Source organism: Rhizobium sp. CFBP 13644 (genome assembly GCF_014842165.1).
Lineage (GTDB): Bacteria > Pseudomonadota > Alphaproteobacteria > Rhizobiales > Rhizobiaceae > Agrobacterium > Agrobacterium tumefaciens_C.
The window spans coordinates 17988-33764 of sequence record NZ_JACYVF010000001.1 but is presented as its reverse complement, the minus strand read 5'-3'; the positions used below and the strand labels follow the sequence as shown (position 1 = coordinate 33764).

Below are 15777 nucleotides of genomic sequence, written 5' to 3'. Positions count from 1 at the left end.
ATCTCACGGAGTTTGATGTGGACGAAAGAACGACGGCAACGCGTGATGAAGACAGGGTAAAGCTCGTCTCGAAAGAGACGGTCTGGAAGCGTTTCGTACACCTCCAGACTTTGATCTTCGATCAGAAAATGCCGGATGGTCGTGTCATCCGCATCGACCGCGAAGTGCACGACCACGGGAGCGCCGCCGCTATCCTGCTTTTCGATCCGCAAAAAGACGCCATCGTCCTCGTCCGGCAATTTCGCCCGGGGGCCTTCGTGAATGGTGACCCCAGCTTCATGCTGGAGGTTCCCGCAGGCCTTATCGACGACGACCAACCCGATGAGGCCATCCGCCGTGAGGCGATGGAAGAAACCGGCTATGCCGTTAAAGAGGTGCAATGTCTCTTCGAAACCTATGCCAGCCCCGGCACGCTGACGGAAAAAGTCGCACTATTTTACGCGCGCATCGATCTCGATGAGAAAGCAGGGGTTGGCGGCGGTCTCGATACGGAAGGGGAGGACATCGAGGTTCTCACCATTCCTCTGGACGATGCGTTCGGGATGATCACGACAGGCGGCATCACTGACGCCAAGACGATCATTCTGCTGCAATGGGCGATGCTGAACCGGCAGCAATTATGAACTAAAAAAAGCTCGGCGGCAGACGGCCGGGTGAGCGATCAGGCCGAGAGCAGCTGCTGTGTGGCCTCGCAGGCATTCGCACTGCGCACAGCCTTGCCACCTTCCATCAGCACCTTGCCCTCTGCCAGAAGCTTGAGGGTCAGGGGATAAAGCTGATGCTCGATGGTCAGAACGCGTGCTGCAAGCGTCTCGGCGGTGTCATCCACCAGCACCGGCACAGCGGCCTGGCCGATGACCGGGCCTTCATCCATGCCTTCGGTCACGAAATGAACCGTGCAGCCGGTGATCTTCATGCCGCTTTCAATGGCGCGTTCATGGGTGTGAAGGCCGGGAAAAAGTGGCAGGATCGATGGATGGATGTTGATGATGCGGCCAGCATAGGGCGCGATGAAGTCGCCTGAGATCAGCCGCATGTAGCCCGCAAGACAGATGATATCAGGGTCGATTTCACCGAGCGCGGCCAGTATGGCTTGCTCATGTTCAGTCTTGGTCGAGTAAATCCTGCGCTCGAAGACGAGCGTTGGAATGCCAAGGGATTGCGCCTTGGCCAGCCCGCCCGCCGTCGCCTTGTCGGAAATGACGCATGCGATTTCCGCCGGAAAATCCGGCGCCTGGCAGGCTTGCGCCAGCGCCATCATGTTGGAGCCGCTGCCGGAAATGAAAACGACGACGCGCTTGCGGGCAGGGGCAATACTCATAGGCCGAGCGTGCCCTTGTAGATGGTGCCATGCGCCGCATCTTCACGCGCGACCATGCGGCCCAGCGGAAATACGGTTTCGCCTTCCGCTGTCAGCGCGTCTGTTACCGTCTGTGCGTTTTCAGCAGAAACGACCACGATCATGCCAACGCCGCAGTTGAAGGTGCGCAGCATTTCATTTTGCGCCACGCCGCCCGTCTTGGCGAGCCATGAGAAGACGGAGGGAACCTTGATTGCCGTCAGATCGATCTCAGCCGCGAGGTGCTTTGGCAGAACACGCGGAATATTCTCGGGGAAACCACCGCCGGTAATATGGGCCAGCGCCTTCAGGGCACCCGTCTCGCGGATAGCTTTGAGCAGCGGCTTGACGTAGATGCGTGTCGGTGTGAGCAGGGCTTCGCCCAGCTTCTGACCTTCAGCGAAGGGAGCGGCTGCATCCCAGCCAAGGCCGGAAAGAGTGACGATCTTGCGCACCAGCGAGAAGCCGTTGGAATGGACGCCTGACGAGGCGAGACCCAGAATGACATCGCCTTCGGCAATGTCGCCGGCTGGCAAAAGCTGGCCGCGTTCGGCAGCACCCACGGCAAAGCCCGCAAGGTCATAGTCGCCATGCGAATACATGCCCGGCATTTCGGCGGTTTCGCCACCAATCAGGGCGCAACCGGATTCCCGGCAGCCAGCGGCAATGCCGTTGACGATAGCGGCACCCTGATCGGGATCGAGCTTGCCGGTCGCAAAGTAGTCGAGGAAGAAGAGTGGCTCGGCACCCTGTACGACCAGATCGTTGACGCACATGGCGACAAGATCGATACCAACCGTGTCGTGATAATCGGCGTCGATGGCGATCTTCAGCTTGGTTCCGACGCCATCATTGGCAGCCACGAGGACCGGGTCCTTGAAGCCCGCAGCCTTCAGATCGAACAAGCCGCCGAAGCCGCCAATCTCACCATCGGCGCCGGGGCGACGGGTGGAGCGCACCGCAGGCTTGATTTTCTCGACCATCAGATTTCCGGCGTCGATGTCTACGCCTGCATCGCTGTAGGTAAGACCGTTCTTGCCTTGCTCGCTCATGGCTCTTGTCTCCACTCGTTCCGTTTGGCGTCGCCATTCGCATGAGACGGGTGACGATGCAAGTATGAGCATCGCAAAAGGCATGTTTTTCACGCCTTTTGGCTGTTTTAGCCGTATTGTTATGGGAAAGCTCGGCCTTGGCGAAATTGACGAACATGCGACACTTGACCAGTCCAGCCCACGCGTCCTATCTCCTGACCAAGGCGTTATGACCACGGGCGCTTAATAAGGAGCAGGCGATGCAACCACATATCAGAGGCATGAATCTGAGACGTCAGGTTTTTTTCTGGCTCGGTGCTCTCGCTGTTTTTGTGCTGTTCCTGATGGTGTTCAGCTCCATTCTCCTGCCCTTCGTGGCTGGAATGGCGCTCGCTTACTTTCTTGATCCTATTGCAGACTGGCTGGAACGCAGGGGCTTGAGCCGCATGATGGCGAGCATCATGATCCTCGTGTCCTTTGTGCTTGTGTTTGCGCTATCGCTCATCATCATCATTCCATTGGTGGCCGCGCAGGCATCGGAATTTATTACCCGTATTCCGCAGTACATCTCCTCCCTCCAGTCATTGATTGCCGGGGCCGATAGCAATCTTCTGCCGGGTTGGGTCAGCACGCAGATCGATACGGTCAAGGAGAACTTCTCGAAGTTGCTGGCGGAAGGGGCGGGTTTCATCGGCACGCTGCTCACGCAGATATGGAATTCTGGCAAGTCGCTGGTGGATGTCATGTCGTTGCTGGTGGTGACACCAGTTGTCGCGTTTTACCTGCTGCTGGACTGGGACCGGATGATCGAAAAGGTTGACGGCTGGATACCCCGTGACCACGTATCAACCGTTCGCCAGATTGCACGCGACATGGATAAGACGATTGCAGGCTTTATCCGTGGTCAGGGTTCTCTCTGCATCATTTTAGGCGTTTACTACGGTGTCGGTCTGTCGCTGGTCGGTCTGAATTTCGGCCTTCTGATCGGCCTGTTTGCAGGTGCCATCAGCTTCATTCCCTATGTCGGGTCCATGATCGGGCTTGTGCTGGCCGTCGGCGTGGCGCTGGTTCAGTTCTGGCCTGACTATGTTGATGTCATTCTGGTCCTAGCGGTCTTCTTTTCCGGCCAGTTCATCGAAGGCAATATTCTACAGCCGAAACTGGTCGGCAGCAGCGTCGGTCTGCACCCCGTCTGGCTAATGTTTGCCCTCTTCGCGTTTGGCGCGCTGTTCGGCTTCGTCGGTCTGCTTGTGGCGGTTCCTGCCGCAGCAGCAATGGGCGTGCTGGTGCGCTTCGCACTCTCGCGTTATCTCGACAGCGATCTGTACCATGGCCGCGCCGCCAACCTGCCGTGGGATGGTACAGGACAACAGGTAAAAGCGCTCCCTCCAACAAAGATCGATTCTCAGAGCTAGACGATGAGCGATAGAAACAAGCCCGGCGCCATCAAAACAAAGGCCGAACAACTTCCGCTGGCTTTCTCTCACCAGACGGCGACCGGTCGTGACGATCTGCTTGTGGCCGCTCCTCTGGATGCGGCTGTCAGCATCGTGGACAGCTGGCCGCGCTGGCCGTCTCCGGTTGTGGTTTTGGTCGGGCCGCCGGGCTCGGGGAAATCTCATCTCGCCAGCATCTGGAAAAACATCAGCGGCGCCGCCGAGATTCAACCCGTTGCAGGAGCAGAGGCCGCGCGTGTGGCAGAAAAGGCTCCCGTCCTGTTCGAAGACGCCGACCGCAACGGGTTTGACGACACGGAGCTGTTTCACGTCATCAACAGTGTGCGGGAAAACGGAAACTCACTGCTGATCACCAGCCGGGAATCGCCTTCGCTATGGCCCGTCACCTTGCCCGATCTTCGCTCGCGACTGAAGGCGGCAACGGTGGTGGAAATCGGTGAGCCGGATGAGGATCTGCTCGGTCAGATTTTGATGAAACTCTTCGCGGACCGCCAGCTTTACATAGATGACAAACTTGTCAGCTATATCGTTGCGCGGATGGAGCGTTCTCTGGATACGGCGCAGACGATTGTCGAGAGGCTTGATCGTTTGGGGCTGGCACGGGGAGCGCGGATCAGCCGGGCGATGGCGGCGGAAGTGCTGACTGAACTCGGTAGCGATGTGGACGATGATTGACTGTCACAGTTCCGTCGTCAAACTGTTATACGGGCTGTAGGCATCGGAAAGCGGTTCTCAATCGCCCCGATGCTTCAACAATACCTAGAGCATTGCAGGCTTAGTCCTGCCATGGCCTCGGGAAACCGGTTTTAAAGGGCGGGGGATATTTTATGGATTCGGCAGTGCAGGACGGTTCGAACGATGGCACGCAGGCAGCAGCAGAGGTCGCGGACCTGTGGGACAGCCCGACGCGCTTTGTAAACCGGGAGTTTTCCTGGCTGCAATTCAACCGCCGCGTCCTTGAAGAAACGCTCAACACGGCTCACCCCCTGCTGGAGCGTCTTCGCTTTCTCTCGATTTCTGCTGCCAACCTTGATGAATTCTTCATGGTGCGCGTCGCTGGCCTGGAAGGTCAGGTTCGCCAGTCCGTGACCGTCAAGACGCCGGATGGAAAGACGCCCGCCGAGCAGCTTGAGAATATTCTGAAAGAGATCGACAATCTCCAGATGGAGCAGCAGGCTTCGCTTGCGGTTCTCCAGCAATATTTGGGCAAGGAAAACATCTATATCGTTCGTCCGGCCGCACTTTCCGAACAGGATCTGGTCTGGCTGGAAAACGAATTCGAAGCATTGATTTTCCCGGTTCTGACGCCCCTGTCGATCGATCCTGCGCATCCTTTCCCATTCATCCCCAATCTGGGATTTTCGATGGGCTTGCAGCTCGATAGCGTCAATGGCCGTGAGCCGATGACGGCTCTCCTGCGTCTGCCGCCCGCACTCGACCGCTTCATCCGTCTGCCGGACGAAAAGGGCGCGATCCGCTATATCACGCTGGAAGACGTGGTTGGCCTCTTCATCCACAGGCTCTATCCCGGCTACACGGTGCGTGGCTTCGGTACGTTCCGCATTATCAGAGACAGCGATATCGAGCTTGAGGAAGAGGCGGAAGATCTCGTCCGCTACTTTGAAAGCGCGCTGAAGCGCCGCCGTCGCGGCTCGGTTATCCGCATCGAGACCGACAGCGAAATGCCTCCATCTTTGCGCCAGTTCGTTGTTCACGAACTGGGTGTGCCGGACAATCGCGTCGCGGTTCTGCCGGGCCTCTTGGCGCTGAACACAATCTCGGAAATCGTCAAGGCACCGCGCGATGACCTGAAGTTTGAGCCCTACAATGCCCGGTTCCCGGAGCGTGTGCGTGAACATGCGGGCGATTGCCTTGCGGCCATTCGCGAAAAGGACATGGTGGTTCACCACCCCTATGAGAGCTTTGATGTGGTCGTGCAGTTCCTGTTGCAGGCGGCACGTGACCCAGACGTTCTCGCTATCAAGCAGACGCTCTACCGCACTTCTAATGATAGCCCGATCGTTCGCGCATTGATCGACGCTGCCGATGCTGGCAAGTCAGTCACGGCGCTGGTGGAATTGAAGGCACGCTTTGACGAAGAGGCGAATATTCGCTGGGCGCGAGATCTGGAACGGGCTGGCGTTCAGGTCGTGTTCGGCTTCATCGAACTCAAGACCCACTCCAAGATGTCCATGGTCGTGCGCCGTGAAGATGGCAAGCTGCGGACCTATTGCCACCTCGGCACCGGCAACTACCATCCGGTCACTGCCAAGGTATATACGGACCTGTCGTTCTTCACCTGCAATCCGAAGATTGCGCATGATATGGCAAACATCTTCAACTTCATCACCGGTTACGGTGAACCTGAAGAGGGCATGAAGCTTGCCGTTTCGCCCTATACGATGCGCTCGCGCATTCTCAAGCACATCAATGATGAAGCGGAACACGCCAGAAATGGTGCTCCAGCGGCAATCTGGATGAAGATGAACTCGCTTGTGGACCCTGAAATCATCGATTCGCTCTATCGCGCCAGTGAAGCCGGTGTGGAGATCGATCTGGTCATTCGCGGCATCTGCTGCCTGCGTCCGCAGGTGCCGGGCCTTTCCGACAATATCCGCGTGAAATCCATCGTCGGACGCTTCCTTGAGCATAGCCGCATCTTCTGCTTCGGCAACGGCCATGGCCTGCCTTCCGACAAGGCGCTGGTCTACATCGGATCGGCCGACATGATGCCACGCAACCTGGATCGCCGGGTTGAAACCATGGTCCCGCTGGTCAATCCGACTGTGCACGAGCAGGTTCTTTCGCAGATCATGCTGGGCAATCTCATTGACAACCAGCAGAGCTACGAGATACTGCCGGACGGTACGTCTAGGCGCATCGAGGTGCGCAAAGGCGAGGAACCGTTCAACGCGCAGCACTATTTCATGACCAATCCAAGCCTGTCGGGACGTGGTGAAGCCTTGAAATCCAGTGCGCCCAAACTGATTGCCGGGCTGGTCTCTGCCCGCAAGAAACAGGCTGAATGACACGATCAGAAGCACAGGGGCGCCTTACTGGTCTCGCCCCCGTTTCCGTCATAGACATTGGTTCGAACTCCGTTCGTCTCGTCGTATATGAGGGACTCTCGCGCGCCCCAGCGGTGCTTTTCAATGAAAAAGTCCTGTGCGGCCTTGGTAAAGGCCTCGCACTGACCGGGCGCATGGATGAAGAGGGCGTGACGCGTGCGCTTGCGGCGTTGCGCCGTTTCCGTGCTCTTTCGGAACAGGCCCAGGCGAAACAGCTCTATGTGCTTGCCACCGCCGCCGCCCGTGAAGCATCCAACGGTCCCGATTTCATTCGCGATGCTGAAAGCATTCTCGGCTGCGAGATCGAGGTTCTCTCCGGTGAAAAGGAAGCGCTCTATTCCGCCTATGGCGTGATCAGCGGTTTCCACGATGCTGATGGCATTGCCGGTGATTTGGGTGGCGGTTCGCTGGAATTGATCGATATCAGGGGCAAAACCTGCGGCGATGGCATCACCTTGCCGCTCGGCGGCCTGCGGTTGTCGGAACATTCCGGCGGCTCCATCGAGAAGGCTGCGGCCTACACGAAAAAGCAGGTCAAGACGGCGAAGCTGCTTGCTAAGGGCGAGGGGCGCACATTCTACGCGGTCGGCGGCACATGGCGTAACATAGCCAAGCTGCACATGGAAATCACCGGCTACCCTCTGCACATGATGCAGGGCTATGAGTTGCCGCTCGCGGATATGCTGAGCTTTCTGGATGAGGTCATTGCCTCAAAGGACAGCAAAGATCCTGCCTGGCAGGCGGTGTCAAAAAACCGCCGCACGTTGCTTCCCTTCGGCGCGGTCGCCATGCGCGAAGTGCTGGAAGCAATGAAGCCGGCAAAGATTGCGTTTTCCGCTCAGGGCGTTCGTGAGGGCTATCTCTATTCACTGCTGCCCGAGACTGAGCAGGCGTCGGATCCCCTTCTTGTCGTCGCAGATGAACTGGCAATCCTTCGCGCCAGATCCCCAGAACACGCACGCGAGCTTGCCGACTGGAGCGGGCGGACTGTGCCAATTTTCGGCATCGATGAGACCGAGGACGAGGCGCGGTACCGTCAGGCTGCGTGCCTTCTGGCTGATATCAGCTGGCGCGCCCATCCCGATTATCGCGGATTGCAGGCGCTCAACATCATCGCGCATTCGTCTTTCATCGCCATCACCCATCCGGGTCGCGCCTACATCGCGCTGGCGAATTATTATCGCTTCGAAGGCCTCAACGACAATGGGACAACCGAACACCTGACATCGATTGCGGGTGAGAGAATGCAGGAGCTTGCCAAGCTGCTGGGTGGGCTGCTGCGGGTCATCTATCTGTTTTCCGCATCCATGCCGGGCGTTGTCGATCACCTGAAATTCCGGCGGTCCGAGCAGGACGGTATAGATCTCGAATTCGTCGTTCCGCATGAATATTGCGATTTTGCTGGCGAGAGGCTCGAGGGTCGGTTGCAGCAGCTTTCGAAGCTGACAGGCAAAAAGCTGGCATTCGTTTTCGAGTAGTGGAATTTGAAGCGAGGCCCCCAACACATGTTGGGGGCTTCGCGCTTTTACTGATTACTTCGCGTCGAGCAGGTCTTTGACCTCAAGCAGAACGAACTCATTGTCATCTGCCTTGTCCAGGGCGCGACCCGCCGAGAATGGCAGATTGTTGTCGTTACCGACGATGATGTGCGTTGCGTCCACGCGGTCTACGTTCTCGATGGTGACGAATGGCATTGTGTAAATGCCGTTTGCGCTGCCCTGACGTGCCTTGCCATCGGAATCAGCGATATTCATGAGATCGATATAGCCGATCTTGCGTGCGGCTTTGCCCACATTCGCGTCGCTGATTTCGATCTTGTAGATACGCTTCAGCTTGGCTGGAACTGCAAAGCAATTCTCTTCAGGCTTCTTCGGATCGGCGCAGGCCTTGTCCGCTGTGCCAGCGCCGTTGTCACGCTCGATCACCAGCGCGGTGGTATCATCCAGCATGTTGAAGTCGCCAATCGCTTCTCCGCCTTCTGCCAGTGGATACAGCCATGTGCGGCCGGTCCAGCTTTTGGATGCAACATCCAGCTCGATGATACGAAGGCCTGTGGCGCCGTCCTCAGTCTTCTCGACCTGGCCTTCTGCATTGTACAGCGGACCTTCGAGCAGTCCGTAAGCCTTGGTGCCATCCTTGGACATGGCAAGACCTTCAAATCCGCCGGAACGCTTCAGGTTGAAGGCAGGCAGCTTCTGAGTCGGATTGGCAGGAAGCGTGAGCGTCGGATGGTCAGAAGACTTCACGTCGATCTCGCCAGCCTTGGTCGAGACAACATCGGTGAGTTTTCCATCGCGGGTGAACTTCAGGACATAGGGGCCAAACTCTTCGCCAACCCAGAAACCGTCGCTTGTTGGCTGGATGGATTCCACATCGAAATCCGCACCGGTCAGATAACGCTTCTCGGAACCTTCCATGACGGTGGGGAAGGGTGCCTTCTTGTCCGGGTCGGACAGGAACACGGTTTCCTGCGGTTCGACCTTGCCATTGGCCCAGTCGATTTTCAGGTGATGCAGCATCAGCATCGAATCGCTGGAGTTCGACTTGGAGCCAAAGCCGTTATCGGAAAGGCTCCAGAATGTACCGTCGCTCATCGTCTTGATGCCCGAAAAGCCCTGCATGGCCTGGCCTGCAAACGGCATGGACAAACCGGTTTTGCGCACGCCATCCTTACCCGCAACAGTGCCCAAGCCTTCGGCACGCTTGCGATCCGCTGTCGTGAACTTGCCCGATGTCTTCAGATGCTCAGGCGCATCGGCAGGGGCCGCGATGATTGTGTTTGCCGGCAAGACCGCCTGTGACACGAGCTTTGCAGGGAATTCCTTTTCCGCCGCGAAGGTTGAGGTGGTGGCGAGCACAAGAATGGCTGCGGAGGCCAGGAGGGTCTTTTTCATGACATTACCTTTGGTTTGCATCTGCAATGCAAACCTTGTGTCTGCATTTGCGATGCATGGACCGTTAGGCACGCTTCATGACAAAGGCTTGAACCCGGGTTGAAGATTTGATGACGCTTGTGCCCATGCGAGCGTCAGGCGATAATCTCAGCAGAACTGAGGGCACAGACACCCAGTGTCTGACCGCGGCCTTTCACGGCGTGTTCGCCCAGATACTCGCTTTTTACGCCTTTTGGCAGCAGCAATTGATGGGCAAGATCGGACGAGATCAGGATGGGATGACCCAGCATCTTGCTGAGTGATTCCAGCCGTGCCGTGGTATTAACGGTGTCTCCGAAATAGGTGATCTTGTGGTGATCGACGCCGATTTCAGCCGTGATGACCGGGCCACCATGAACAGCGAATCGCAGCTTTGGCACAGTGCCGAAACGCGATAGCCATTCGGCGCGATTGTTCTCGATGGCTTTCAGGATATCGAAGACACAATTGATGCAGGCCGCGCGGCGGATCGCCATATGGTAAGGCCAGGTTATGATGGCCGCATCGCCGATATAATCATCGATAACGCCGCCGTGCCGCCGCACCGGCCCCGCATAAACAGAAAACAGCTCACCCAGATATTCCTGCGCCCGAAGATCGCCGTGGGTTTCGGCAAAGGACGTGGAGCCGACGAGGTCCACAAACAGGAAGACACGTTCTTCACTGACCGGACGGCGATAACGACCGAGGATGAGATCGATGAAGATATCGCGGCCCAGCAATTCCCGCACGCGCATGATGAAGACGATGATGGCGCATACGCCCAGCGTGAACAGAAGCGTCTGCATTTCCGCATGAACGGCGCTGCGCCAGCTTGTCGGCAATATGCCCGTGGCCCACAGAATAGTCCCGCCAAGGCCGAATCCGCAAAACACCAGAATGGCATAGATGACGAGGCCAAATGCGATATAGGCTGGCGTCGGCAGCATGCTGATGCGCCGCGAAAGCCCGGGCATGATGTAGCCGCGCTCGAAGGCGAGAATGGGCGCGCAGGCAAACAGCGCATAGGTCGCGCCGATAAGGGCGCCGCCGCCATATTCCAGAAATGCATAGGCCACACCGCTTCCGGCAACCGCCAGAAACAGCATGACATAATCCAGCATTGCGAGAAATTTTCTCATCCAGCCTCTTTGTTCGGCAAGGGGACGCAGTGGGAACTACCATCCATGGCGGGGCATCGGTATGATTCCCGTTAGGCGTGAAGCATATTGCGGAAACGATCAGGCCAAAAGTGATGTTTCGGTAATGTCAGGGCAAAGGGGCCGTCTGTGACGGACTTGCATCAATCTCAAACGGCTTTGTGGGGCAGGGTCGGAGACCTTGTCAGGCCGTCTCTTCAGCGGTCGGAAGCTCCAGCGCTTCCACTTTCTTTCCAGCGAAACGAAGTGCCACTTCACCGCGAATAAGCTTCAATGCTGGTTCGCCAAACAGATCGCGCCTCCAGCCGGAAAGGGCGGGAACGTCGGCCTTTTCGCCTTCCGATGCGATCTTGTCCAGATCTTCGCTATTGGCAATAACCTTGGCGGCAACGCCGTGTTTATCGGCAGTCAGCTTCAGAAGAACCTTCAGCAGCTCAACCGCTGCGCCTGATCCCTCAGGGGAATGGCTTTGTCGCGCAGCCTGCGGCATCTCGCCCTTTGGCAGCGCAAGTGCCGCATTAACCGTTTCAATGATGGCGACGCCGGATGCAGAGCGCTCCCAACCCTTGGGGACGGTGCGCAGACGTGAGAGTGCGTCGGTGTCTTTCGGCTGCTGCTGAGCAATCTCGAAAATCGCATCATCCTTCAACACACGTGAGCGCGGCACGTTGCGCGAGCGCGCTTCCCGTTCGCGCCATGCAGCGACAAATTTGAGGATGGCGAGTTCCGTCGGCTTGCGCAGACGCGACTTCAACCGCAGCCACGCATCATCGGGATGCATGTCATAGGTTTCGACCGATTCCAGAATATCCATCTCTTCCTTGAGCCAGGAAGAACGACCATCGCGCTCCAGCTGCGCTTTCAAGGCGAGATAGACATCACGCAGATGGGTGACATCGGCCAGCGCGTAGTCCAGCTGCTTTTCGGTCAGCGGGCGACGGCTCCAGTCCGTGAAGCGTGAGGATTTATCGATCTGGACGTTCTTGATCCGCTGGACCAGCTGATCATAAGAAATAGAGTCGCCAAAGCCGCAGACCATGGCAGCGACCTGCGTATCGAAAATAGGATGAGGGATAAGTCCGCCCAGATGGTGGACGATTTCGATATCCTGACGGGCGGCATGGAAAACCTTGATGACGCTGGGATCGGCCATCAACTCAAAAAGCGGCGAGAGGTCGATATCCTTGGCAAGCGGGTCAACCAGCACTTCCAGCGTCGGGCTTGCCATCTGTACCAGACAAAGCTGCGGCCAGAATGTCGTCTCGCGAAGAAATTCCGTATCAATCGTAATGAAATCGGATTTCGCCAGTTCCTTGCAGGCTTCGGCGAGTGCTGTTGTCGTTTCAATCATTGCGTCGTTCAGCCAGTCACGGAAATCGATCCGTCTTACTTTCCCTTTGGTCGGCCCATGTCAATATGATCAAGCCGTTTCTTGGCTCACATGCGAAGTTTCCCGCACCTAATGTGACCATAAATTGCAAATTTGCCTGTCACATCATCCAAAATGATGATTGCGCTCTGCGTGGTGGGGGTGCAAAGAGGGCTATGGAAATTGCGCTTTACCTTGACAAATCGGGTCAGTCATGCGCTTTTCCGGCCAATTTTCGACAGCGCGGCAGACCGTTGCCGCTGTATTCTTCAGGATCATAAAATGCATCGTTACCGCAGCCACACCTGTGCCGCACTCCGCAAGTCGCATGTCGGCGAAACCGTTCGCCTGTCCGGCTGGGTCCATCGCGTACGAGATCACGGCGGCGTTCTCTTCATCGACCTTCGCGATCATTATGGCATCACGCAGGTCGTTGCCGATCCCGATAGCCCGGCCTTCAAGTCTGCCGAAGTCGTTCGCGGCGAGTGGGTCATCCGTATTGATGGTCTCGTCAAGGCGCGTTCGGAAGACACTGTTAACAAGACCATGGAGACCGGCGAAATCGAGCTTTACGCTCAGGAAATCGAAGTGCTGGCCGCTTCCAAGGAACTGCCGCTGCCGGTGTTCGGTGAGCCTGACTATCCGGAAGATGTGCGCCTGAAGTATCGCTTCCTCGATCTTCGCCGCGATACGCTGCACAAGAACATCGTCAAGCGCACGCAGATCATCTCCGACATGCGCCGCCGCATGGGCGATATCGGCTTCGCTGAATATTCCACTCCGATCCTGACGGCATCCTCGCCAGAAGGCGCGCGCGACTTCCTCGTGCCGAGCCGTATTCACGAAGGCAAGTTCTTCGCGTTGCCGCAGGCGCCGCAGCAGTACAAGCAGCTTCTGATGGTTGCCGGTTTCGACCGCTATTTCCAGATCGCACCGTGCTTCCGCGATGAAGATCCGCGTGCAGACCGTCTACCGGGCGAATTCTACCAGCTCGACCTGGAAATGAGCTTCGTGACGCAGGAAGACGTTTGGGAAACCATGGAGCCCGTCATTCGCGGCGTGTTCGAACAGTTTGCCGAAGGCAAGCCTGTTACGCAGAACTTCCGCCGCATTGCCTATGACGATTCGATCCGCACATACGGTTCCGATAAGCCGGACCTTCGCAACCCGATCGAGATGCAGGCCGTTACAGACCATTTTGCCGGCTCCGGCTTCAAGGTCTTTGCAAACATGATTGCATCCAACCCGAAGGTTGAAGTCTGGGCCATTCCAGCCAAGACCGGTGGTTCCAGAGCATTCTGCGACCGCATGAATGCCTGGGCGCAAGGCCAAGGCCAGCCTGGCCTCGGTTACATCTTCTGGAAGGAAGAAGACGGCAAGGTTGTTGGCTCTGGCCCGCTTGCCAAGAACATCGGCGAAGAGCGCACGGAAGCCTTGCGCGTCCAGCTCGGTCTAGAAGCAGGCGACGCATCCTTCTTCGTTGCCGGTGATCCTGCAAAGTTCTACAAGTTTGCTGGCGAAGCCCGCACCCGCGCTGGCGAGGAACTGAACCTTGTAGACCGCGACCGCTTCGAGCTGTGCTGGATCGTTGACTTCCCGTTCTTCGAATACAACGAGGAAGAAAAGAAGATCGACTTCGCCCACAATCCATTCTCCATGCCGCAGGGCGGTATGGACGCGCTGGAAAACCAGGATCCGCTGACGATCAAGGCCTACCAGTACGACATGGTCTGCAACGGCTTCGAAATCGCCTCGGGCTCCATCCGTAACCAGTCGCCAGAACTGATGGTCAAGGCGTTCGAGAAGGTTGGCCTCAGCCAGCAGGACGTGGAAGACCGCTTCGGCGGCCTCTACCGCGCCTTCCAGTACGGCGCGCCTCCGCACGGCGGCATGGCAGCTGGCGTGGACCGTGTGGTGATGTTGCTGACAGGCACGAAGAACCTGCGCGAAGTCACGCTGTTCCCAATGAACCAGCAGGCGCAGGACCTTCTGATGAACGCACCGGCACCAGCTACGCCAACGCAGCTTCGCGAACTGGCACTGCGTGTCGTGCCGACGCCGAAGAAAGACTGATATCGGTCATACCGAGTTTGAAAAAAAAGGGCTGGCGGAAACGCTGGCCCTTTCGTTTTTCGCAATAAAGCGCGCAACAAAAAAGCCGCCCTGTGAGAATTCACAGGGCGGCTTGAAGCTTTGGTATCAGCGACTATTCGTTAGCCGTAACCGTTACGCCCAGCACCTTTGGAATGGTGTTTGGCGCGCCCATGGCTGCACCCATGATCATGGGGAAGGGGACGGGCTTTTCAGGGGCTGCGGAAATCTTGAAGTTCTTCGGATCATCGATATAGGCGTTCACGGCTGCGGAAACGGCGTTCTGCAGTTCCGGTACGTTGAGTTGGGCCATCATGATCGGAACCATGCCCTTGATGGTCTGCGACAGCTGCTCGCCCGACATGCCCTGTTCGCCAGCGGCGTAATCGATGGCGCGCTTGGTGATACTGGCATCATCGAAGCTGATTTCGGCGCTGTTGAAGCTCAGCTGCTGCATAAGGCCGAGCATGGCGAGACCGGCGGCCTGATCTGCCTGTTCCTTGTTCGGATTTTCGGCCTGCGCCTTGACCGCATCCTGCATCGTCTTGATGAAGTTTAGCGTGTAACCGGAGAAGCTGAACGCCATGTTGAGACGGCCGACATCCTTGAGGTCGACGGCATACTCATCGATCGTCAGCGTGCCCGGTGTGAGTTCCCACGAACCGCTCATGGTCATTTCGCCTGAAAGCGTCTGCACCTTGAGCTTGTCGATGGCTTCCTTGGACTTAGGGTCCTGGATTTTGCTGAGATCCGCCTTGAAGCCAGTCGCGTTCAGGTCGAAGCTGATGGTGCTGTCATCTTCGCTCTTGGTCATCGTCGTTGTTGTTTCGGCGAGCGAGAAGGTTTCCGTGCCATCCACCTTCACGGAGACGGGGCCGCTATGGGCCTCATCATAGAGCATCATGGAATCCACTGTGCCAGTGGTTGGATCTGCCGGAACGACAACGCCAGAAACGTAGATGTCGCTCACATCAACGGCGACATTTTCGTGAGCGCATTTCACATTGTCGAAGCTCATCTTGTCGATTGTGTAGCCGCCATTGTCTTCTTCAACGCCTTCAAGCGTGACGTCACCAACAGGGATGACCTGCTCCTTGGTTGCCGTCGTCGCGAAGGTAACGCCGCTGAGCTTGACCGTGGAGCCATCAACAGTAACGGATTTCGCGCCGATTTCCGCGCCCTGAACGTGATAAGCGGCGTTGATTTTCTTGAGGACGTCTGCACCGTCAAGTGCGAATGCAGGCGACGCGAAAGCGACTGCCGCGGCGCTGGCAAACAGAAAATTGCGGGTTGTCTGAAGTCTCATTCTATCTCTTCCCTACAGGTACGAAAAACAGGCATGTCGAAGCT

The 15777-nt window shown here is 57.2% G+C and carries 13 protein-coding genes; 7 read left to right on the top strand and 6 right to left on the bottom strand.

What is annotated here, in order from left to right:
- The first annotated feature begins 17 nt into the window (after positions 1-17).
- Positions 18-623 carry an NUDIX domain-containing protein gene (locus IFT53_RS00145; RefSeq protein WP_342365782.1) on the top strand — a complete coding sequence of 202 codons (606 nt, stop codon included), beginning with the start codon at positions 18-20 and terminating at the stop codon, positions 621-623.
- Between the two features lie 38 nt (positions 624-661).
- On the opposite strand, the gene purN is transcribed toward IFT53_RS00145, so the two are convergent.
- Positions 662-1321: a phosphoribosylglycinamide formyltransferase gene (gene purN, locus IFT53_RS00140; RefSeq protein WP_192063789.1), complete on the bottom strand. Its 660-nt coding sequence runs from the start codon at positions 1319-1321 to the stop codon at positions 662-664.
- A complete protein-coding gene (gene purM, locus IFT53_RS00135; protein ID WP_192063790.1) occupies positions 1318-2391 on the bottom strand; it encodes a phosphoribosylformylglycinamidine cyclo-ligase in 1074 nt (357 codons plus the stop codon). Before purM ends, purN begins: the two co-directional genes overlap by 4 nt.
- Before the next feature lie 64 nt (positions 2392-2455).
- On the opposite strand from purM, the gene IFT53_RS00130 reads away from it, so the two are divergent.
- From IFT53_RS00130 to ppx, 5 genes are all read left to right on the top strand, one after another.
- A complete protein-coding gene (locus IFT53_RS00130) occupies positions 2456-2617 on the top strand; it encodes a hypothetical protein (protein WP_155398889.1) in 162 nt (53 codons plus the stop codon).
- Between the two features lie 13 nt (positions 2618-2630).
- Positions 2631-3785: an AI-2E family transporter gene (locus IFT53_RS00125; RefSeq protein WP_192063791.1), complete on the top strand. Its 1155-nt coding sequence runs from the start codon at positions 2631-2633 to the stop codon at positions 3783-3785.
- A 3-nt stretch (positions 3786-3788) separates the two neighbouring features.
- Positions 3789-4502, top strand: a complete 714-nt coding sequence (gene hdaA, locus IFT53_RS00120; RefSeq protein ID WP_192063792.1) for a DnaA regulatory inactivator HdaA — start codon at positions 3789-3791, stop codon at positions 4500-4502.
- 152 nt (positions 4503-4654) lie between these two features.
- Positions 4655-6856, top strand: coding sequence for an RNA degradosome polyphosphate kinase (locus tag IFT53_RS00115; protein ID WP_192063793.1), 2202 nt, complete (start codon positions 4655-4657; stop codon positions 6854-6856).
- Entirely contained in the window at positions 6853-8373 is a 1521-nt protein-coding gene (gene ppx, locus IFT53_RS00110) for an exopolyphosphatase (protein ID WP_192063794.1), read from the top strand. Before IFT53_RS00115 ends, ppx begins: the two co-directional genes overlap by 4 nt.
- A 54-nt stretch (positions 8374-8427) precedes the next feature.
- Here the strand turns inward: ppx and IFT53_RS00105 are convergent, their stop codons facing one another.
- The 3 genes from IFT53_RS00105 to rnd all read right to left on the bottom strand — a co-directional run bounded on the left by IFT53_RS00105 (position 8428) and on the right by rnd (position 12318).
- Entirely contained in the window at positions 8428-9789 is a 1362-nt protein-coding gene (locus tag IFT53_RS00105; RefSeq protein ID WP_192063795.1) for an esterase-like activity of phytase family protein, read from the bottom strand.
- 134 nt (positions 9790-9923) lie between these two features.
- Entirely contained in the window at positions 9924-10949 is a 1026-nt protein-coding gene (locus IFT53_RS00100; RefSeq protein ID WP_192063796.1) for an adenylate/guanylate cyclase domain-containing protein, read from the bottom strand.
- 202 nt (positions 10950-11151) lie between these two features.
- Complete coding sequence (gene rnd, locus IFT53_RS00095; protein WP_192063797.1) at positions 11152-12318, bottom strand: ribonuclease D; 1167 nt, start codon at positions 12316-12318, stop codon at positions 11152-11154.
- Between the two features lie 300 nt (positions 12319-12618).
- Between rnd and aspS the strand changes: the two genes are divergently transcribed.
- Positions 12619-14409, top strand: coding sequence for an aspartate--tRNA ligase (gene aspS / locus IFT53_RS00090; protein WP_192063798.1), 1791 nt, complete (start codon positions 12619-12621; stop codon positions 14407-14409).
- A gap of 133 nt (positions 14410-14542) precedes the next feature.
- On the opposite strand, the gene IFT53_RS00085 is transcribed toward aspS, so the two are convergent.
- Positions 14543-15733 (bottom strand): hypothetical protein, encoded by a 1191-nt coding sequence (locus tag IFT53_RS00085; RefSeq protein ID WP_192063799.1) that lies wholly within the window; start codon positions 15731-15733, stop codon positions 14543-14545.
- Positions 15734-15777: the final 44 nt, after the last annotated feature.